A 19918-nucleotide genomic window follows, 5' to 3' on the forward strand; every position below is an offset into this window, starting at 1 on the left:
TCAGGCGGCCGGCCTGATGTCGCGTGCCAGCGCGGCGCATTCTTGCCAGCGGAAGCAGCCGGTGAGGTGGTCGTTGACCAGCCCGCAGGCTTCCATGAAGGCGTAGACGATCGTCGGGCCGCAGAAGGTGAAGCCGGCCTTCTTCAGATCCTTCGCGATCGCTTCGGAGAGCTTCGTCTGTGTGGGCACCTCGCCCTGGGTGCGGAAGCTGTTCTGCAGGACGCGGCCGTCGAGATGTTTCCAGAGGAAATCGGCAAAGGGCTCGCGCTCGTTGATGGCGAGATAAGCCCGCGCGCTCTTGATCGTGCCCTCGATCTTGCCGCGATGGCGGATGATGCCGGGGTCGGCGAGCAGGCGCTGGACGTCCGTTTCGCCAAAGCGCGCGACGGCCTCGGGCTCGAAACCGGCAAAGCCGGCGCGGAAGGCGTCGCGCTTCCGGAGGATCGTGATCCAGGACAGTCCGGCTTGGAAGCCGTCGAGGATCAGCTTCTCCCAGAGCGCGCGGGAATCGTACTCCGGCACGCCCCATTCGGTGTCGTGATAGGCGAGATAGAGCGGGTCGGTTCCCGGCCAGCGGCAGCGAAATTTGCCGTCCGGCCCGGCGATGGCGGTGCGCTCCTCGCCCGCGGTGGTCGTGTCGCTCATGCCGCGGCTCCGAAGCCCGCCTCTCCGGGGAAGGGGAAGCGGATGAAATCCGGCTTCGCCAGCGTAAAGGCCATGCCGCCGCCGAGCAGGGGTTCGCCCGCAGCCTGCGCATCGGCGACACGGTCGAGTCGCAGCAGAGCGAGCGCGCGGCCGTTCGCGCCGGAGCCGATCTTGCCCAGCGGCTTGCCGCCGGCCACGGCTTCCGCGCCGGTCTCGGCGGCGATGCCGCCGTCGAACACGACGGGTACGACGCGGGTGCGGGCGGTGCCGCGATGCTGCATGCGGGAAACGACCTCCTGGCCGATATAGCAGCCCTTCTTGAAGGAGACGCCGCCGGTCTGGTCGAGCAGCGCCTCATGCGGGAAGGCGTCGCCATAGGCGAAGTCGCGGCCGCCCTCGGGGATGCCGAGCGCGACGCGGCGGGCATGCCAGTCTTCCGCAGGGGCGGTCGCGATCTCGGCGGCACTGCTGCGGTCGATCAGGGCGCGCTGGCCCAGTCCTAGCAGGCGCGGATCGGCATAGACGAGGCCCGCATCGGCCGGCAGCGCACCACCATCCGTCGTGGCGATCACGGCCGTCGCCTCCGTGAGGTCGTCGAGCGTCACCTTGGCGCGCAGCTTGTAGAGCTTGAGGCGTTTCATCAGGTCGGCGGTGTGGAGCAGGGGCGTGTCGAGCAGGAAGCCGCCGCCCTCCGCATCGGGGACTGCGACGACCAGAAAATCGCAGATGATCTTGCCCTGCGGTGTCAGCAGCGCGCCGTAGCCGGCCTTTTCTGGCGTCACCGCGTCGAGGTCGTTTGTGACGAGGTTCTGCAGGAAGGGGCGGGCGTCCTCGCCGGCGACGCGGATGACGCCGCGGTCGATCAGATGGGTGGCGGGCATAGGGGTGTCTCCGGCGTGTCCGTCATTGCGAGCGAAGCGAAGCAATCCAGAAGGACGTAGAGCGCGCGGCCCCTGGATTGCTTCGCTGCGCTCGCAATGACGATTGACCCGATAGGTAGGCGGCTTCGCGCGCGTTCTCAACTCGCCAGCGCACGCCGTTTCGGCTAATCGCGGTTCATCGCAGACCGACCGGGAGCCCCGCCATGCCGCAGATGTTCGACGTGATCCTCAAGGGCGGCACGGTGGTGAACCATGACGGGCGCGTGCAGCGCGATCTCGGCATCACCGGCGGCAAGATCATGGCGCTCGGCGATCTCTCGCGCGCCTCGGCCGGCGAGGTGGTGGATTGCACGGGGCTGCACATCCTGCCCGGTGTGATCGATTCCCAGGTGCATTTCCGCGAGCCGGGGCTCGACCACAAGGAGGATCTGGAGACCGGCTCGCGCGCGGCGGTGCTGGGCGGCGTCACCTGCGTCTTCGAGATGCCCAACACCAACCCGCTGACGACGAGCGAAGCGGCGCTGGCCGACAAGATCGCGCGCGGGCGGCACCGCATGCATTGCGACTTCGCCTTCTGGGTCGGCGGCACGCATGAGAACGTGAAGGACATCCCCGAGCTGGAGCGCCTGCCGGGCGCGGCCGGCATCAAGGTCTTCATGGGTTCGTCCACCGGTAACCTGCTGGTCGAGGACGATGCGGGCGTCGCCGCCATCCTGCGCCAGACGCGCCGGCGGGCCGCCTTCCATTCCGAGGACGAGGGCATGCTGCGCGAGCGGATGGGCCTGCGCGTCACCGGCGACCCGGCGAGCCACCCGGTCTGGCGCTCGCCGGAAGTCGCGCTGACCTGCACGCAGCGGCTGGTGCGGATCGCGCATGAAACGGGCGCGCGCGTGCATGTCCTGCACATCTCGACCGGCGACGAGATGCTGTTCCTGAAGGACCACAAGGATGTCGCGACGGTGGAGGTGCTGCCCAACCACCTGACGCTGGTTGCGCCCGATTGCTACGAGCGGCTGGGCACCTATGCCCAGATGAACCCGCCGATCCGCGACGACAGCCACCGCCAGCGCATCTGGTGGGGCGTCGAGCAGGGCATCGTCGACGTGCTCGGCTCCGACCATGCGCCCCATACCCATGAGGAGAAGCACCACGCCTATCCCGCCAGCCATTCCGGCATGCCGGGCGTGCAGACGCTGGTGCCGATCATGCTCGACCATGTGAATGCCGGCAGACTTTCGCTCGAGCGCTTCGTCGATCTCTCCAGCCACGGGCCGCAGCGTATCTTCGGGATGGAGGGCAAGGGGCGCATTGCGGCGGGCTACGACGCTGACCTGACCATCGTCGATCTGAAGCGCCGCGAGACCATCACCAACGCCTGGGGCGCCTCGAAATGCGGCTGGACGCCCTATGACGGCGTCACCGTCACCGGCTGGCCGGTCGGCACCTATGTGCGCGGCCGGAAGGTGATGTGGGAGGCCGAGATCGTGACGCCGTCGCAGGGCGAGCCGGCGCGGTTCCTGGAGGCGCTGCCAAGGGGGTGAGGGTTCGCGGTTGAACCACCGCCGTCATCCCGGACGTAGCGAAGCGGAGCTCCGGGATCCATCCTAGGGCATCGCCGCGTCCTATGATGGATCCCGGAACTGCGCCGCTGCGCGGCTTGTCCGGGATGACGCGGTGTTTCCGGGGCAGGATAGGACGGGCGGTGCAACATCCGTCATTGCGAGCGCAGCGAAGCAACCCAGTCTCGTAGAGCTCTATGCCTGCTGGATTGCTTCGCTGCGCTCGCAATGACGGTTAAGGGGCGTCAGCCCAACGCCGCCGTCTCGACGATGCGCCAGTCGGCGATCGGGACGTCCTGGCCGGAGGTCACCACGCAGAGGCGGTCGAAGCGGATCGGGCGGCCGGTCAGGGCAGTCGCGACCTGCGCCGCGGCCTCCGCCTTCGGCCCGGCGGCGACCGGGCCGTAGAGCAGCGAGACATGTGGCAGGAAGGGCTCGCGCGTCTGCGGGTCGAGCCGGCGCTTGAGCGCCGCCAGCGGGTCCGACACGGCGAAGCGCGCATAGAAGGAGCGGAAGAACGTCTCGCTCGTCTCGATCCCCAGCACAGCCTCCGAGAAAGCCGCGATCTCGGCGGCGGCTGATATCTCGGCTGAGAGCTGCGTCACCGGCCTGTCGGTATCGCCAGCGATCGTCAGATGCGGCGTGAAGAGCGGCGCGCCGAAGCGGGCGGAGAGATCGGCGAGGACACCTGCGAGCAGGGCGCCGTCTTCGGCCGAGGGCATCAGCCAGAGGGAGTGGATCGCAGCCGTCATCAGAGCTTCATAAACCTATTGCACACGGTCCAACACAGACGTTATGTTTGCTCCAAGCGTATCGGAAATGGAAGATCCATTCCATTCCAGTTGAGCAAAATGCGCGTTCTAGGGAGATGGCACCGTGCCAACCGATATGCCCAACGGGCCGCGCAGCGGCGCGTCGATCGCCGTGCGCGACCTGAAGGTCGCCTATGGCGGCACGCGGGTGCTGCATGGCGTCAGCCTCGATTTCGAGCCGGGCAGCTTCACCGCGCTGCTGGGCTCCTCGGGCTGCGGCAAGACCACGCTTTTGCGCGCGCTGTCGGGCTTCGTGCCGGTCGAGTCCGGGGCGATCCTGGTCGGTGGGCGCGACGTCGCGCCGCTGCCGCCGGAGAAGCGCGGCATGGCGATGGTGTTCCAGTCCTATGCGCTGTGGCCGCATATGAGCGTGCTGCAGAACATGGGCTACGGGCTGAAGCTGCGCGGCGTGCCCAAGGCGCAGATCGCGGCCAAGGTCGGCGCGCTGCTCTCCATGCTCGGCCTCTCCGGCTATGAGGACCGCAAGGTTACGGCCCTGTCGGGCGGGCAGCGCCAGCGCGTCGCGCTCGGCCGGGCGCTCGCCATCGATCCCGGCATCCTTCTGCTCGACGAGCCGCTCTCCAATCTCGACGCCAAGATCCGCATGGTGATGCGCCACGAGATCCGCGCCATCCAGCAGCGGCTCGGGCTCACCGCTGTCCATGTCACGCATGACCGCGAGGAGGCCATGACCATGGCCGACCGGCTGGTGATCATGCAGGCGGGGCGCGTCGCGCAGGTCGGCACGCCCGAGGAGGTCTATGACCGCCCGGCGAGTGCCTTCGTCGCGAATTTCATGGGCGCCGAGAATGTGCTGCCGCTGCATGTCGCGCGCGCCGAGAGCGGTGCCTCGGTGACGGCCGGCACGGCGATGGCGCGGCTCGCGCCGGAGGCGGCCCAGGCGCTGCCGGCCGGCGAGGCGGTCGCCTATTTCCGCGACGACGTCGCAAGGCTCGATGCCAGCGATGCGGCGGCGGGCGGGGATCTTCTGGTCCCGGCCAAGATTGCCGCGCGCGCCTATCCGGGCGGGGTCTACCGCTACCGGGTCGAGGCCGCCGGTCGCCAGATCACGGTCGACGACGCCGACCGCCACGAACTCGGAACCACGATCGGCCTGCGCATCCCGCTGCAGCGCCTGCACATCTTCCCGGCATCCGAGGCCGGGATCGCCGCCTGACGTCCCACCACAGGAGTCTCCCATGCGCATCCTCACGATTGCCTGCTCGCTCGCGGCGCTGATGGCGGCATCCCCGCTTTCGGCCCAGACCCTCAACGTCGCCTCCGCCGGCGACCAGAACATGGTCGATTACGTCAAGGACTTCCTCGGCCCGATGTTCGAGAAGGCCAATCCCGGCGTGAAGGTCGTCTCGGTCGGGACGGGCGCGGGCGATTCCGGCTCGCAGAAGATTCTCGAGAAGCTGGACGCGCAGAAGGGCGCGGCGACGACCGATTTCGACGTCGTCGTGATCCACCAGAAGGCCGCCGGCCAGATGGTCAAGGACGGGCTGCTCGACAGATACACGGCCAATGTCGCGACCGCGAAGCTCGCCACCGGCGACGCCGCCAAGAACGCGCTCGGCACCGACGTCTCGGGCTATGTCATCCCGATGTTCCAGTCGCAGACGGCGCTCGCCTACAATGCCGACATGGTCAAGACGCCGCCCTCGACCTTCGCCGAGCTGGCTGAGTGGGCGAAGAAAAACCCCAAGCAGTTCGGCTATAACGGCATCAAGGGCGGTATGTCCGGCGTCTCCTTCGTGGCGGGCTGGGTCTATGCCTTCGGCGGCGACGCCGAGAAGCTGATGAAGGGCCCCTATGACGCGGCCACCAAGACGACTTGGGACAAGGCCTTCGCCGACCTCAAGGAGTTCAACAAGAACGCCGTCATCACCCCCGGCAATGCCGGCACGCTCGACATGCTGAACCGCGGCGAGATCGCGATCGGCCCGGTCTGGGTCGACATGTTCTATTCCTGGCAGGCCGACGGCAAGCTGCCGCCGAACATGAAGCTCAAGCTCGTCTCGCCCGGCATGCCCGGCCAGCCGATGTACTATGCCGTGCCCGCCAAGGCCGGGCAGAAGAAGCTCGCCGAGGCCTTCATCGCGCTCGCCACCTCGCCGCAGGTGCAGGCCGACGGCATCGTCAAGAAGTTCAACTGGTATCCGGGCATCGACGCCGCCAACCTCGAGGGCAAGCTCGACAAGGCCGCCTGGGACAAGCTCTTCGTCGACGTCACCCCGGCCGACCTCGCCAAGAACGGCAAGGCCTTCCCGATCGCGCCCTACTTCAACGACATCCTCGAGGGCTACGAGAAGAAGGTCTCGAACTGAGACGGCATCCCACGCCACGTCATTCTCGGGCGAGCGCAGCGCGGACCCAAGAAGCTCCGCCTGCAGCTCGCTGGTTCGAGAGATGGGCGGGTCAAGCCCGACCATGACGCAAGCCTCCGGCCCGGCACGATGCCGGGCCGCTCTTCCTCAAAAAAGCGCGTTCGAATGAGCCTGTCCCAACGCCATCTGGCGCTGATCCTGATCGCTCCCGGCCTCGTGCTGGTCGCGGCGCTGTTTCTGTATCCGCTCGGCTTCTCGCTGATCTCCGCCTTCAGCAAGGACGGGGCGTTCACGCTGGAGTGGTTCGCCAAGGCGTTCGAGCTCTACTCGACCGACATGGTCTTCACGGTGGTGATCGTGCTGACCTCCTGCGCGCTAACGGCACTCGCCGCCATCGTCATCGCCGGCACGCTGACGCTCGGCGAGAACCGCTGGATCGTCGGCACGCTGAAGGCGCTCTATCGCTGGCCGCTCTTCATCCCCTTCATCGTCGCGGCGCAGTGCATGCGCACCTTCCTCGCCAAGAACGGGCTGATGAACAACAGCTTCGTCTCGCTGGGGCTGATGGAGCCGCTGCAGGCGGTGAGCTATCTCGACTGGCGCGGCATCATCGCCACCTTCGTCTGGAAGCAGACGCCCTTCGTGGCGCTGCTGCTGGCGGGCGCGCTCGCCTCGATCGACCGGGCGACGCTGGAGGCCGGCCGCAATCTCGGTGCCTCGCGGCTGCGGGTGCTGATCGAACTGGCGCTGCCGCAGGTCATGCAGACGCTGCTGGTCGCGCTCGTGCTCTCCTTCGTGACGATGCTCTCGGTGCTCTCGGTGCCGCTGATGGTCTCGGGCTCGCAGCCGACCATGCTGACCGTCGACATGGCCTTCCGCATCAACGCCTATGGCGACTACGCCACGGCCAATGCGCTGGGCGTCATCACCTATCTGATCAGCGCGGGCGCCGCGATCCTGTATCTGCGGCGCGGCCTGTCGCAGGAGGCGCCGCGATGACGAGGCTGGCATCCTCCGCCCGCACGATCCTGGCCGCGAGCCTGCTCGTCGCCTTCGCCTTCGTCCTGATCGGGCCGATCCTGAACCTCGCGCTCTGGTCCGTGGCCGAGCGCTGGTACACGCCTTACAAGCTGCCCGTGACCTATGGCACGCGCTACTGGGAGCAGGTCTTCCGGCCGACCGGCGATGCCATGGCATCGCTCGGCACCAGCGTCTGGATCGCGGTGCTGACGGTGGTCTTCGCACTCGCGCTGTCGATCCCGGCCGGCTACGCGCTGGCGCGGCTGAAGCTGCCGATGCGGGCGCTGTTCATGCTGATGTTCCTGCTGCCGCAGGCGTTTCCCTCGGTCGCGATCTACATCAACGTCGCCCGGATCTTCTACCAGCTCGGCATCAACGGCACGGTCTTTGCGGTCGTTCTCGTCCATGCCGCGCATGGGCTGGTCTTCTCGGTCTGGATCGCGGCGGGCGGCCTTTGCCGCGGTCGACAAGGATCTCGAACTGGCGGCGCGCAATATGGGGGCCTCGCCGCTGCGGGCCTTCTTCACCGTGACGCTGCCGCTCGCGGCGCCCGGCATCATCGCATCAGGCATCTTCGTGTTCTTGGAATCGCTCGACGAGTTTACCGGAACCTTCTTCGTCGGCGTGCCCCAGGTCACGACGCTGCCGCTCCTGCTCTACAACGCCGCGATGGGCGGCAACTACCAGGTCGCCTCGATCACGGCGCTGATCCTGCTCGTGCCCTCGGTGCTGTTCATGCTGTTCATCGAGCGCTTCCTGCGGGCCGACGTGCTCGCCAAGGTCGGCACGTAACCGGGCCGGCTTTCGGGGATCGCGGCTACAGGGTCTTAAGCTTCGCGCCCTATCGTCGGCCTTGGCCCCTGCGGCCGGAAGGGCCAGCGGAGCGGCATGTCGATCACGGCGGGCGAGGCGAGGGGCGGCGACGGCGCGATCGACAGTCGCGCGGCGCAGGCCCGCGCCCACGCGATCGCGGCGTTCCTCTCTGGGCTTGGGCTGTTCCTGCTGCTGCTGACGCTGCAGCCCTTCGCCGGGCCGCCGCAGACGCTCGAGGGCGAGTCGAGCGGCAACATCGTCAACCAGATCGGCTATGTCACGCTCGCGCTGATCTACGGCACGGCGATGGCGGCCTTCTGCGAGCGGGCGGCGCTGGCGCGGCTGCGGACCAGCAGCCTGATCGTCGTCTTCGTGGTGGCAGCGATCTCGCTGCCCCAGGCGGTCGATTCCGAAGCCTCGTTCCGGGCGCTGCTGCTGGCGAGCTTCGCCCTGGTGCTCGTGGCCGGCGTGCTGCTGCTGCCCTGGAGCGAGCAGAGCTTCGCCACGGCGGCGGCGAATGCGACGCTGGCGCTGCTGGCGCTGGTCTATGCCGCGCTGCTGCTGGCGCCCTCCCTGGCCATCCATGGTTCGGATGGTGTCGAGGGCGTTCATGCCGGCCATTGGCGCGGGCATCTCACGCACAAGAACTACGCCGCCCCGGTCTTCTCCATGGTGGCGATGATCGGCATCTATGTGTGGCGGATGGGGCTGCGCTGGCGCGGCGCGGCGGTCGTTCTGCTCAGCGTCGTCTTTGTCCTCAACAGCGGTTCCAAGACGACAATGGGCTTCCTGCCGATCGCGATCGGCCTCGTGCTGCTGGCGCGTCTGACGGGGCGGCCACGCCTGATGCTGGCGATGCATGCCGGCATGGTGCTGCTGGTCGGCGCGCTGACGGTGGGTACCGTGTTCTCGCCAGCACTGCTGCAGCTCTCCGCCGCCATCAACGCCGACCCGACCTTCACCGGCCGCGACGAGATCTGGAAGTTCGCCGCCGCCAAGATCGCGGAGAAACCCTGGCTCGGCTACGGCTATGTCAGCTTCTGGCAGACGCCTGTCGTCACGCGGCTTGAAGAGAATTTCGAGGCGAGCTGGGACATCCGCGGCATCGGCTCCGGCCACAACAGCTATCTGGACGCGCTGCTGATGTTCGGCGTTCCCGGCGGGCTGGTGATGATCTATGTGCTGATGATCAAGCCGCTGGGGAATTATCTCGCCGCGCAGGCCGATCCGCAGCGGCGCCGCCTCGCCGATCTCGGGGCGATGATGGTGATGTTCCTGACCTATGTCGGGATGCTCGAATCCTTCTTCCTCAACCGGGCGGAGCCGATCTGGCTGCTGCTGGCCTTTTCCGTCCTGGCGCTGGAACTGGCGAGCCGGATGGGCATGCGGCGGGCTTGAGCCCCGTACCGCGGCGCCGGCCTCAGCGGGCGGCCGCGGGGGCGATGGTCTCGGCGGCCGGGCCAGCCGCCGGCACGGCGACATGGCGCTTGAGCCGCAGGAACGGCTTCTCGATATAGAGCCAGGACAGCAGCGCGAAGACGATCGCCAGAGGCAGCGAGGCCGCGAAGAGCAGCGGGCCGGAGCCATGCAGCACGGCGAATTTGGCGATCAGCGCCTGCTGGATCGGGAAGCCGTAGAGATAGATGCCGTAGGAGATGTCGAGCCGGTTGATCGACTTCGGCAGCTGCAGCGGCAGCAACCCGATATAGATCACGCAATAGGTGAGGAACGGCGCGACGAGGAAGCCCAGCGCCCGGTCGCCTGCCATCAGCAGCATGGCGACGGCGAGGGCGCCGAGGAAGAGCAGCCAGTGCATCTTCAGCGCGTCGCGCCACTGGTAGAAGACGCAGCCGGTCAGGAAATGCAGCACGGCCACCGCCCAGTGGTAATTGCCGGGCTGGGCGCCGAAGCCGAACCGATAGGCGGCCGCCGTCCCGGCACAGGCGAGACCGAGGATCGCCAGTGGCAGCAGCCGCCGGCGACGCAGCGCGCCGAAGCCGATCATCAGCGCCATCAGGATGTAGCAGTAGAATTCCGGCTTCAGGGTCCAGAGGTTCTGGTTGACCGTGCCGGGCAGAGGGTTCGTCTCGAAGACGCCCGGCAGTTCGAAGCGGATGCGGCCGACGATGTTGCCGAAATACTCGATGAAGCGGATGTCGCGGACATAGTCGATCAGGGGATAGGTGGTGAAAAGCGGCCCCAGAATGATCGCCGAGAGCGTGACCTCGACGAGAAGCGCCGGCGCGATCCGCAGGATGCGCAGCGCGAGGAAGGGCGTGACCGCCGCCGTGCGCACCGCGCTGCCGGTGACGAGAAAGCCGCTCAGTGCAAAGAAGGCCGGAACCAGGCTGAGCAGCAGGAGACCGCGCAGACCCGTCCAGTCGTTGCTGACGTCGGCGCCCGCGATCCAGCCGGAATGGGCGGCGAGGATCAGGATCGAGAGGCCGAGGCGCAGGGCGTTGAAGCCGGGTCCTTCGCCGCGGTGCGCGCGCAGGATGTCCCCCGCACTGGGGACCGGACGGCTGAGGCCGATCATCGAGAACTCCCGCCGGCCCGTTGGGGCTGGTTTAACGCCGCATTAACTCTGTGCGCCGGATTCGGGCGGGCGCCCATCTCGGAGTGGCGTTATGGTTAACGGTAGATGGGGCTGCAGAGCGCCCGATCGTCCACGCTCATCTTTCGCGCTTGCGGCGCGGATGCCGAACCATCAAAATGCCGGCTGCATACAGTCTGTATCCCGTCGGGCCGTCCCGAGGGGTCGAAGCGCCTGCCAGGGATAGTTCATGAGCTACGATCTCGTCATCGCCGGCGGCACGGTCGCCACCGCCTCCGACACGTTCTCCTGCGATATCGGCGTGCGCGACGGGACGATCGTGGCGATGGGGCACGATCTCGGCCCGGCGAAGCAGACGATCGATGCCACCGGCCATCTCGTGCTTCCCGGCGGCATCGACAGCCATGTCCATATTGCCCAGCCGAGCGGTGACGGCATCGTCATGGCCGACGACTTCGCCTCCGGCACGCTCTCGGCGGCGTTCGGCGGCAACACCACGGTGATGCCGTTCTGCATGCAGGAGAAGGGCACGTCGCTGCGCGAGACGGTGAAGGATTATCACAAGCTGGCGGAGGGGCGCTGCTACACCGACGTCTCCTTCCACCTCGTCATCTCCGAGCCGACCGAGCAGGTGCTGGGGCAGGACCTGCCGGCGCTGATCGAGGACGGCTACACCTCCTTCAAGGTCTTCATGACCTATGACGGGCTGGCGCTGAACGACCGCGAGATGCTCGAGGTGATGTCGGTGGCGCGCGAGACCGGCGCGCTCGTCATGGTCCATGCCGAGAACTACGACGCGATCCGCTTCCTGACCGACCGGCTGGAGCGGGGCGGGCACATCGCGCCGAAGTTCCACGGGACGTCGCGGCCGATTCCCGTCGAGCGCGAGGCGACGCATCGCGCGATCTCGCTCGCCGAACTCGTCGATGTGCCCGTGATGATCGTCCATGTCTCGAACCGCGAGGCGATGGAGGAGATCGCACGCGCCCGATCGCGGGGCCTCAAGGTCTATGGCGAGACCTGCCCGCAATATCTCGTGCTGACCGAGAAGGACATGGACGGCCTCAACATGGAGGGCGCGAAATATGTCTGCTCGCCGCCGCCGCGCGACACCGCCAGCCAGCAGGCCTGCTGGGAGGGCCTGTCGAACGGCATCTTCAACGTCTTCTCCTCCGACCATTGCCCGTTCCGCTACGATGATCCCGCCGGCAAGCTGATCCCGAAGGGCAGGACCTCCTTCCGCTGGGTGCCCAACGGCATCCCCGGCGTCGAGACAAGGCTGCCGATCCTGTTCTCGGAAGGGGTCGGCAAGGGGCGCATCACGCTGAACCAGTTCGTCGCGCTGTCCGCGACCAACCATGCGAAGACCTATGGGCTGACGAAGAAGGGCTCGATCGCGATCGGCATGGATGCCGATATCGCGATTTGGGACCCCAGGCGCGAGGTCACGATCAGCCAGTCCCTGCTGCACCATGGCAGCGACTACACGCCCTATGAGGGCATCCAGGTGACGGGCTGGCCGGTGACCACGATCCTGCGCGGGCAGGTGCTGGTGCGCGACGGCGAGCTCGTCGGGAAGCCGGGGCAGGGCGGGCATGTCGCACGCGAGCGCTCGGCGCTGGCGGCTCCGGCGGGCCAGCTTCCGACAGGGTTCGAGCCTGCCGGGCGCCACCGGTGATGGCCGGTACCGCTTCCGGACTTGATGGCCGGCGCCGCCTCGTCCAAAGACGGTCCTGCAACCTGAGGACGAAGACTCGCGCATGACCCTGACCGAGCCGGGCGAGACCCCCGAGCAGACCGGCGGCTACAACCTCTCCAACCTCGCTTACAAGGCGGTGTCGGACATGGTGCGCGGGCGCCGGCTCAAGGGCGGCGAGGTCATCGTCGAGGCGAAGCTCGCCGATGTGCTCGGCATCTCGCGGACGCCGCTGCGCGAGGCGCTGCAGCGGCTGGAGGGCGAGGGCCTGGTGGTGAAGGCCGCCAACCGCTCCTTCATGGTGCGCAATGTCGATCTCGGCGAATATCTTCAGAGCCTGAAGGTGCGCGAACTGCTCGAGGGCGAGGCGGCGGCGCTCGCCGCGGGCCGGTTGTCGCAGGCGAAGCTCGCCATGGTCCATCGCGAGATCGATGAGTTGATGGCGGCGACGACCTATCACACCGACGCTCACTGGCGCTCCGACGACAATGTCCACGGCCTCTATATCGACGGCTGCGGCAATGCCGTGATGGGGCAGATGATCCGCTCGCTGCGGGTGACGACGCGGCTGTTCGAGATCGCCCGGCTCGCCGACCGCGTCGGGCAGGATGCAGTCGAGCATCTCGAGATCGTTGTCGCGCTGGAAGCCGAGGACCCCAAGCGCGCCCGCAAGGCCGCCCAGGCGCATATCAAGAGCCTGTCGCGCTTCTCGCTCGACAATATCTCCTGACGCTTCGGACGCCTCCGCGCCGGCTCAGGTCCGCGAGCGGATCAGCGCCACGCCGCTGGCGATGACGATGGCTGCGCCCAAAAGCGTCGCCGGCGTCGGCACCTCCTCGAAGACGAGATAGCCGATCAGGCAGGCGGCGATGATCTGGGAATAGATCATTGGCGAGATCACCGCAGTGGGTGCGCGCCGGAAGGCCTCGATCAGCAGAAGATGCGCCAGCGTACCGAAGGCGCCGCCGACCGCCAGCAGGCCCCATTCCCACGGCGCCATCAGCGACCATGACCAGGGCAGAGCGAGCGAGGTGATCGCAAGCGCGAAAAAGCCGACATGGAACAGCATCGCCAGCGGATCTTCGTCTCCGGCGATCGCGCGCGTCAGGACATGATAGCCGGCGTTCGCCAGTGCCATGGCGAGCGGAAAGACGAGAAAGCCGCCGGCACCCGGGGCCTGCGGCTGCAAGGCGACCATCACGCCGGCGAAGCCCGCGAGAATGCAGGCCCAGCGCCGCAGCGACGGCTGCTCCTTCAGGAATATCATCGCCAGGATGGTGGCGATCAGCGGGGCCGAGAAGGTGATCGCATAGGTCTGCGCCAGCGGCATCGTCTTCAGCGCCAGCACGATGAAGACGGTGGTGCCGACCAGTGCCGCGCCGCGGCAGAGCTGAATGACGGGGTGTCGCGTTACCAGCATGCGCCGCGCGCCGAGAAACGGCATCGCGGCGACGAGATAGACGACCTGGAACAGGTTGCGGCCCCAGGCCAGGAACAGCACATCATGGCGTGCCGCCAGCGCCTTCAGGATCGAATCCAGACTGACGAAGCAGAAGGTCGCCACCACCATCAGCAGCGCGCCGATGACGATGTCGCGCCGGCTGCGCCGCAGGGCCTCGGCGCCGGAATCAGACAAGGGTGAGCAGCCGTCGCGGCGTTTCGATCAGGAGCTGGTCGATCATGGCCTCGTCGAATCCCTTGCGGCGCATCATCGGCACCACATTCTCGATCAGATGGCCATAGCCATGGCCGCCGTGACGCTTGAGCCGCGTCTTGGTGCAGATGTCCTGCGAGAGCGTCACTTGCGCGCCATGGCCGCGCGCGACGAGCCCGGCGATCCAGTTCAGCCGCATGCCGTCATTGGGCAGGTCGATCGGCGCGAAGGGGTAATGCGAGGATTCGATGCCGAAGAAATCCCACTCCGCGATCGCGCCGGTTTCGACCAGCGCCAGCGCCTGGTCGAGGGTCGCGAAGGTGCGGTCGAGATGGCTGATGATCAGGCGCGTGACATCGCCGCCGGCCGCCGCGACATGCGCGACGACCTGCAGGGGCGAGGCGGGGTCGCGGCCGGGATGGACGTTGATGCTGGCGCCGGTCTCGCGCTGGGCGATGGCTGCGGCTGTGAGGGCGCGCAGCTCGCCCGGGGTCGGCGGATCGCTGATGCCGATCTCGCCGATGATGCCGGCGCGGACATCGCTGCCGTGGAGGCCATCGCGGACGCTGGCGATCATCAGCGCGGCGAGGTCGTCGGTCGAGCGCGTGGTCAGGGCCTCGCCGGCAAAGCTCTCGATATAGACACCGCAGCCGGCGACGATCGCGACGCCGGTCGCCTGCGATATCGCGCGCAGGCCGAGCGGGTCAGGCTTGATGCCCTCGATGGTCAGCTCGACGATGGCGCGGCCGCCGCTCTCGCGGAAGAGCCGCACCTCCTCCGTCATCTCAGAAACATCCGAGAGGATGTGGTTCCCGTAGTGCCGGCACCAGTGATAGCGGATTTCGGAGGCGTTCCAGGGCGTAATCTCGACTTGCGGGAGGCCCTGGGCGGCGAGCTCCGGCGGCGTGACGTCGCAGAGCAGATGCTCGTGCATCAGCGTCGGGCCGAGATCGGCGGGCGCGATCGGGCCGCAGACGGTCTGGATCTCGCCGGGGGCGGCGGGGCGGTTCGGCGCAGTCACGGGCGCTGTCAGTCGGGTCGGAGGACAGGCACGCCGTCATTGCGAGGAGCGCAGCGACGAAGCAATCCAGGAGACGTGGAGGCCTGGATTGCTTCGCTGCGCTCGCAATGACGGCGGAGCGATCAGAAGTAGGGCGTGAAGCCGGTCGGGTTGAGCATCTTGATGCCGAACCACTTGACCCACAGCGCGTCGGTCTTGCCGCGGCGGTGCATCTCGAAGATCGCGACGTTGAGCCAGTCCTTCAGGCCGGTCGCGTTCTTGGCGAGGCCGAAGCTGCAATAATAGACGTCGACCGGCGTCTCGACGACCTTCCACTTCACGTCCTTGAAGCGGTTCATCTGCTCGCCGACGAAATCGATCACGTCGATCATCGCATCGCCGCGACCCTGCGCCAGGGCGCGCACGGCGTCGGGGTAGTTGTCGAGCAGCGTGACCTTGGCCTGCTTGAGGTTGTCCTCGATGAACTTCACCGGCGTGGTGCCGCGCACCTGGATCAGGGTAACGCTCGGGCTGTCGAGCTCCTTCCAATCCTTGTAGGGCTTGGCTTCGGTCGTGAGCACGCCGAAGACCTCGGTGTGAACCGGCACGGTAAAGTCGATGACCTTGGCGCGCTCGGGATTGCGCGTCATCGCGCCCATGACGAGATCGATCTTGCCCGAGGCGACGAAGGGGATGCGGTCGGGCGAGCCGGTCTGCACGATCTCCAGCTTCACGCCCAGCATCTTGGCGATCTCGGTGGCGAAATCGACGTCGAAGCCGACGATCTCGTTCTTCTCGTCGAACTTGGCCAGCGGCGGCAGCGTCGGGTTGACGCCGACCTTGAGCGTGCCGGATTTCAGGATTTCGTCGAGTGTCCGGGCTTCCGCCGTTACGGGAAGCGCGGCGGTGGCGAGGCCGAGCAGCGCGGCAAGGCCGAGCGCGAATTTGTTGAGCATGGGTCCCCTCAGACAGTCAGGTTGAACGCCTCGGCTGCTGTCATGGCCTGCTCTTGACGGCCGCCCATGTTGCACCGATTGTCCACGGACTGTATACACTGCGTCGCCCTTGTAAAGCGGCGGCGGGCGGGGAATCGGACGAACGGATGACGGCTCTGCGGATTGCGGACGGGTTCCGGCGGGGTGCTGCCGTCACCTTCCAAGTGGATGGCACGGCCGTCGGCGGCCATCGCGGCGAAACGCTCGCTGCGGCGCTGCTGGCAGCCGGTATCACCCGGCTGCGCCACAGCCCGCGGGAGTTCTCGCCGCGCGGCGCCTATTGTTTCATGGGCGTCTGCCAGGAATGCGTGGTGCAGGTGGACGGCGTGCTGCGCCAGTCCTGCCAGGTGCCTGTCGAGGACGGGCTTGTCGTCGAACTCAAGGGCTCGCTTTGAGATGACGCCAGCCGATCTCATCGTCATCGGAGCCGGCCCGGCCGGCGCCGCTGCGGCTCTGGCCGCAAGCGCTGCCGGGCTGTCGGTGGTGCTGCTGGACGAGGCCGCCTCTCCCGGCGGGCAGGTCTATCGCGCGCCGCCTGCTGGCCTCTCGGTCGCACCCGAAAAGCGAGGCGCCGACGAGCGGGCGGGGGATGCGCTGCGCGCGGCGGTTGCCGCTTCATCCGTGGTCTGGAAGGGCGGCGCGCGGGTCTGGTCGATCTCGGGCGCCTTTCGCGTCGATGCGGTGACGGAGGCGGGGAGCGAGAGTTTCACCGCGCCGCGGCTGGTCGCCGCTACCGGCGCGCATGAGCGGCTGGTGCCCTTTCCGGGCTGGACGACGCCGGGCGTGATCGGGCTCGCGGCGGCGACGATCCTCTTGAAGTCGCAGGGCATGGTGCCGGGTCGGCGCACGGTGGTGGCGGGCTGCGGGCCGCTGCTGGCGGCGGTGGCGGCCAAGATCGTCGCGGGGGGCGGCGAGGTCGCGGCGATCATCGATCTGTCGGGGCCGGGCGACTGGCTGAAGGCGCTTCCGGCGATGGCGAGCCGGCCGGATCTGCTGCGGCAGGGCCTTGGATGGGCACTGAAGCTGGGCGCGGCGCGCGTGCCGGTGCTGTTTCGCCATACGGTCACGGCCGTCTCCGGCTGCGAGGCCTGCGAGATGGTGACGGTCGCGCCTGTTGATGCGGAGGGGCGGCCCACTGACGGCAAGTCACGGGTGTTCGCTGCCGATGCACTCGCCATCGGCCACGGGCTGGTGCCGGGCAGCGAGATCCCGAAGCTGCTGCGGGCGGAGCATCGCTTCGCGCCGGAGGCGGGCGGCTGGACGCCGGTGCGCGACGCTTTCGGGCGCTGCTCGATCGCGGGGCTCTATGCCGTCGGCGACGGCACGGCGGTGGCGGGTGCCGAGCCGGCGCGGCTCTCGGGGCGTCTCGCCGGGCTGGCGGCTGCGCAGGATGCAGGCCGGCTGTCGGACGATGTCTTTGCCCGGGAAGCGGGGGAGGCGCGCGTCGCGCTTGACAAGGCGCTGGTCTTCGCCGGCGCGATCAACCGGCTCATGCGGGCGCGGCCGGCGATGGTCGAGGGGATTGCCAACGATACGGTGGTCTGTCGCTGCGAGGATGTCCGCCGCGGCGAGATCGAGGCCGCCATCGCGGCCGGTGCGCGCGAGATCAACCAGCTCAAGCATTTCACCCGCTGCGGCATGGGCCCCTGCCAGGGCCGGATGTGCGGCGAGACGGCGGCGACGCTGCTCGCCCGCCATGTCGGTTCGCGCGAGGCAGCGGGCTACTGGACCGGGCGGCCGCCGCTGCGCCCCGTGCCGCTGGCCGATCTGCTTGGGCAGTTCGACTATGCCGACATCCCCGTGCCGACGCCGGCCCCACTATGAGCGCGCCCTACGATCTCGCCATCGTCGGCGGCGGCATCCATGGCGCGACGGTGGCGCTGTTCTGCGCGCGGGCCGGCATGAGGACCGTGCTGTTCGAGCGCGGTGCGCTGTGCCGCGAGGCCTCGGGCGTGAATGCGGGCACGCTGACCATGCAGATGACGCGGGTGGCGCTGATCCCCTACGCGCTGCAGGCCCATGCGATGTGGGCCTCGGCGCGGGAGTGGCTGGGGCATGATGTCGGCGTCGTCGTCTGCGACGGGCTCTCGCTCGCCTTCACTGAGCGCGAGGCGGAACTGCTCAGCTTCCGGGCCGGCAAGCGCCGCGAGGCGGGTGCGCCGATCGAGCTGATCTCGGAGCAGGCCGCGCGCGCGGTGGAGCCGGGGCTCGGCGACGGCGTCCTGCTCGCCGGGCATTGCAAGGTCGACGGCTATGCCAATGCCTATCTGACGGGGCAGGCCTATCGCGCCGCGCTGATCGAGGCCGGTGTCGATCTGCGCGAGGAGACGCCCGTCTCCGGTGTCGAACGCGAGGAGGGCGGCTTCGCCGTGCAGACCGCGGCAGGCCCGGTCCGGGCCAAGCGGCTCGTGCTGGCTGGCGGGGTCTGGCTCGAGGAGATGGCGGCCTGGCTCGGCATTCATCTGCCGATCAAGGTGCTGGTGAACCAGCTCGCGGTGACCGAGCGCGTGGCGCCCGTCATGCGCACGGTCGTCGGCATCGCCAGCGGGCTGTTGTCGCTCAAGCAGTATCCGCATGGCACGGTGGTGATCGGCGGCGGCTGGCAGGGTCGGGGCGACCGGCAGCGCGGCGGGGTCGAACTCGTGCCCGAGAGCCTGATCGGCAATATGCGCCTCGCCTGTCACGCCATCCCCGCGTTGCGGAATGCCAGGCTGGCGCGCGCCTGGGCGGGGCTGGAAGCCGAGACGGCCGATGCACTGCCGGCGGCCGGGCCGATCCCGGGCATCCCCGACGCCTATATCTGCGGCAGCGTCCACTCCGGCTACACCAGCGGCCCCTACATCGCCCGGCTGCTCGCCCAGCGCATCCTCGGGCAGGAGCCTGCGGACCCGCTCTTCCCGATCGACCGGCTGCTGACGTCGCCGGCTTCCTCGCCCACTCCATCCGCCGATGCAGGCCGAGCCACCGATGAACAGCCACAGCATGTCTGACCCCGCCACTGCATCCGACAGCCGGGTTGCGGCCGCCATCGCGCGCCTGACCGGCATCCATGCGGCGACGATCTGCCCGATGACGCCGGAGTTCCGCATGGACGAGCAGGCGCTCGCCGACCATGTCGCGGCGGTCGCGGGGCATGACGGCATCGAGGGTCTGCTCATCAACGGCCATGCTGGCGAGAACTTCCTGCTGACGCGCGAGGAGAAGCGCCGCGTCGTCGCGATCTGCCGGGAGGTGCTGGGGCCGGGCGTCTTCCTGACCAGTGGGGTCAACGCTGAATCGAGCCTCGACGCGGCGCTGCACGCGCGCGACGCCGAAGAGGCCGGCGCCGACGCCATCCTGCTGTTCCCGCCCAATGCCTGGGGGCTGTTTCGCGATCGTGATTCGGCGCTGCTGCACCACCAGCACGCCATCGCCGGCTGCGGTCTGCCCTTCCTGCTCTACCAGGCGCCGGTGGGTGCGGGCGCGATGCCTTATGACCCGGCGACGCTGGCGGGGCTTGTTGCGCTGCCGCTGGTCTGCGGCATCAAGGAGGGCAGCTGGGAGGTGGCGACCTATGACGCCAACCGGCGGCTCGCCAAGGGATTGCGGCCGGACCTCGCGGTGCTGGGCTCCGGCGACGAGCATTTGCTGACGAGCTATCTGATCGGCTCCGAGGGCAGCCAGGTCAGCCTCGCGGCAGTGACGCCGGCCCCGCTGGTGGCCCTCTGGCGCGCGGCGCAGGCCGGCGACTGGGATGCCGCCCGCCACTGGCATGACGCGATCTATCCGCTCGCCTGCGCCGTCTATCGCGAGGCGCCGGGCGGGCGCGCCACCACCCGCCTCAAGGCCTGCCTGAAGATCCTCGGGCGGCTCGCCTGCGATGCCGTGCGCCCGCCTTTCGCGCCGCTGCCGCCGGAGGAATACCGCCGGCTCGAAAAGGCGCTCGCCCATGTCGAGAAAGCGGGCGCCCCGCGTTGACA

The 19918-nt window shown here is 68.2% G+C and carries 18 protein-coding genes and 1 pseudogene; 12 read left to right on the forward strand and 7 right to left on the reverse strand.

Annotation, left to right across the window (positions count from 1 at the left end; translation table 11 throughout):
* Together ABIE41_RS09690 and ygfZ are read right to left on the reverse strand one after the other, a co-directional pair.
* A complete protein-coding gene (locus tag ABIE41_RS09690) occupies window positions 1-645 on the reverse strand; it encodes a DNA-3-methyladenine glycosylase I (RefSeq protein ID WP_192643845.1) in 645 nt (214 codons plus the stop codon).
* Window positions 642-1526 (reverse strand): CAF17-like 4Fe-4S cluster assembly/insertion protein YgfZ, encoded by an 885-nt coding sequence (gene ygfZ, locus ABIE41_RS09695; protein WP_192643844.1) that lies wholly within the window; start codon window positions 1524-1526, stop codon window positions 642-644. The genes ABIE41_RS09690 and ygfZ overlap by 4 nt, the downstream gene beginning before the upstream one ends.
* A gap of 203 nt (window positions 1527-1729) precedes the next feature.
* On the opposite strand from ygfZ, the gene ABIE41_RS09700 reads away from it, so the two are divergent.
* Entirely contained in the window at window positions 1730-3067 is a 1338-nt protein-coding gene (locus ABIE41_RS09700) for a dihydroorotase (protein ID WP_192643843.1), read from the forward strand.
* 263 nt (window positions 3068-3330) lie between these two features.
* Here ABIE41_RS09700 and ABIE41_RS09705 read toward each other — a convergent pair whose 3' ends face one another.
* Window positions 3331-3837 (reverse strand): hypothetical protein, encoded by a 507-nt coding sequence (locus tag ABIE41_RS09705; RefSeq protein ID WP_192643842.1) that lies wholly within the window; start codon window positions 3835-3837, stop codon window positions 3331-3333.
* Between the two features lie 124 nt (window positions 3838-3961).
* On the opposite strand from ABIE41_RS09705, the gene ABIE41_RS09710 reads away from it, so the two are divergent.
* From ABIE41_RS09710 to ABIE41_RS09730, 5 genes and pseudogenes are all read left to right on the forward strand, one after another.
* Window positions 3962-5074, forward strand: a complete 1113-nt coding sequence (locus tag ABIE41_RS09710; RefSeq protein WP_354191861.1) for an ABC transporter ATP-binding protein — start codon at window positions 3962-3964, stop codon at window positions 5072-5074.
* Between the two features lie 22 nt (window positions 5075-5096).
* A complete protein-coding gene (locus ABIE41_RS09715) occupies window positions 5097-6227 on the forward strand; it encodes an ABC transporter substrate-binding protein (RefSeq protein WP_192643841.1) in 1131 nt (376 codons plus the stop codon).
* A 171-nt stretch (window positions 6228-6398) separates the two neighbouring features.
* On the forward strand, window positions 6399-7226 hold the full coding sequence (locus tag ABIE41_RS09720) for an ABC transporter permease (protein ID WP_465247116.1): 828 nt from the start codon (window positions 6399-6401) through the stop codon (window positions 7224-7226).
* A pseudogene (locus ABIE41_RS09725) lies at window positions 7223-8039 on the forward strand (ABC transporter permease). The gene ABIE41_RS09720 and the pseudogene ABIE41_RS09725 overlap by 4 nt, the downstream one beginning before the upstream one ends.
* Before the next feature lie 96 nt (window positions 8040-8135).
* The gene (locus tag ABIE41_RS09730; protein WP_192643838.1) at window positions 8136-9458 is read left to right on the forward strand and encodes an O-antigen ligase family protein; all 1323 of its coding nucleotides are present in this window, start codon (window positions 8136-8138) and stop codon (window positions 9456-9458) included.
* A gap of 22 nt (window positions 9459-9480) precedes the next feature.
* Here ABIE41_RS09730 and ABIE41_RS09735 read toward each other — a convergent pair whose 3' ends face one another.
* Complete coding sequence (locus ABIE41_RS09735) at window positions 9481-10596, reverse strand: acyltransferase family protein (protein ID WP_192643837.1); 1116 nt, start codon at window positions 10594-10596, stop codon at window positions 9481-9483.
* Between the two features lie 247 nt (window positions 10597-10843).
* On the opposite strand from ABIE41_RS09735, the gene hydA reads away from it, so the two are divergent.
* Both hydA and ABIE41_RS09745 read left to right on the forward strand, forming a co-directional pair.
* Window positions 10844-12292 (forward strand): dihydropyrimidinase, encoded by a 1449-nt coding sequence (gene hydA, locus ABIE41_RS09740; RefSeq protein ID WP_192643836.1) that lies wholly within the window; start codon window positions 10844-10846, stop codon window positions 12290-12292.
* Window positions 12293-12374: 82 nt separating this feature from the next.
* On the forward strand, window positions 12375-13040 hold the full coding sequence (locus ABIE41_RS09745) for a GntR family transcriptional regulator (RefSeq protein ID WP_192643835.1): 666 nt from the start codon (window positions 12375-12377) through the stop codon (window positions 13038-13040).
* A 24-nt stretch (window positions 13041-13064) separates the two neighbouring features.
* Here ABIE41_RS09745 and ABIE41_RS09750 read toward each other — a convergent pair whose 3' ends face one another.
* From ABIE41_RS09750 to ABIE41_RS09760, 3 genes are all read right to left on the reverse strand, one after another.
* Window positions 13065-13946, reverse strand: coding sequence for a DMT family transporter (locus tag ABIE41_RS09750; protein ID WP_192643834.1), 882 nt, complete (start codon window positions 13944-13946; stop codon window positions 13065-13067).
* The gene (locus tag ABIE41_RS09755; protein WP_210321020.1) at window positions 13939-14985 is read right to left on the reverse strand and encodes a phosphotriesterase family protein; all 1047 of its coding nucleotides are present in this window, start codon (window positions 14983-14985) and stop codon (window positions 13939-13941) included. The genes ABIE41_RS09750 and ABIE41_RS09755 overlap by 8 nt, the downstream gene beginning before the upstream one ends.
* A 122-nt stretch (window positions 14986-15107) precedes the next feature.
* Window positions 15108-15920, reverse strand: coding sequence for a transporter substrate-binding domain-containing protein (locus tag ABIE41_RS09760; RefSeq protein WP_192643833.1), 813 nt, complete (start codon window positions 15918-15920; stop codon window positions 15108-15110).
* 146 nt (window positions 15921-16066) lie between these two features.
* On the opposite strand from ABIE41_RS09760, the gene ABIE41_RS09765 reads away from it, so the two are divergent.
* Genes ABIE41_RS09765 through ABIE41_RS09780 form a run of 4 tightly spaced genes read left to right on the forward strand, consistent with a single transcriptional unit; the run spans window position 16067 to window position 19916 of the window.
* Window positions 16067-16354 carry a (2Fe-2S)-binding protein gene (locus ABIE41_RS09765; RefSeq protein WP_192643832.1) on the forward strand — a complete coding sequence of 96 codons (288 nt, stop codon included), beginning with the start codon at window positions 16067-16069 and terminating at the stop codon, window positions 16352-16354.
* A 1-nt stretch (window position 16355) separates the two neighbouring features.
* On the forward strand, window positions 16356-17783 hold the full coding sequence (locus tag ABIE41_RS09770; RefSeq protein ID WP_192643831.1) for an FAD/NAD(P)-dependent oxidoreductase: 1428 nt from the start codon (window positions 16356-16358) through the stop codon (window positions 17781-17783).
* On the forward strand, window positions 17780-18949 hold the full coding sequence (locus tag ABIE41_RS09775) for an NAD(P)/FAD-dependent oxidoreductase (protein ID WP_192643830.1): 1170 nt from the start codon (window positions 17780-17782) through the stop codon (window positions 18947-18949). The genes ABIE41_RS09770 and ABIE41_RS09775 overlap by 4 nt, the downstream gene beginning before the upstream one ends.
* Window positions 18927-19916 (forward strand): dihydrodipicolinate synthase family protein, encoded by a 990-nt coding sequence (locus tag ABIE41_RS09780; protein WP_354191862.1) that lies wholly within the window; start codon window positions 18927-18929, stop codon window positions 19914-19916. Before ABIE41_RS09775 ends, ABIE41_RS09780 begins: the two co-directional genes overlap by 23 nt.
* Window positions 19917-19918: the final 2 nt, after the last annotated feature.

It is taken from the genome of Bosea sp. OAE506 (genome assembly GCF_040546595.1).
Classification (GTDB): domain Bacteria; phylum Pseudomonadota; class Alphaproteobacteria; order Rhizobiales; family Beijerinckiaceae; genus Allobosea.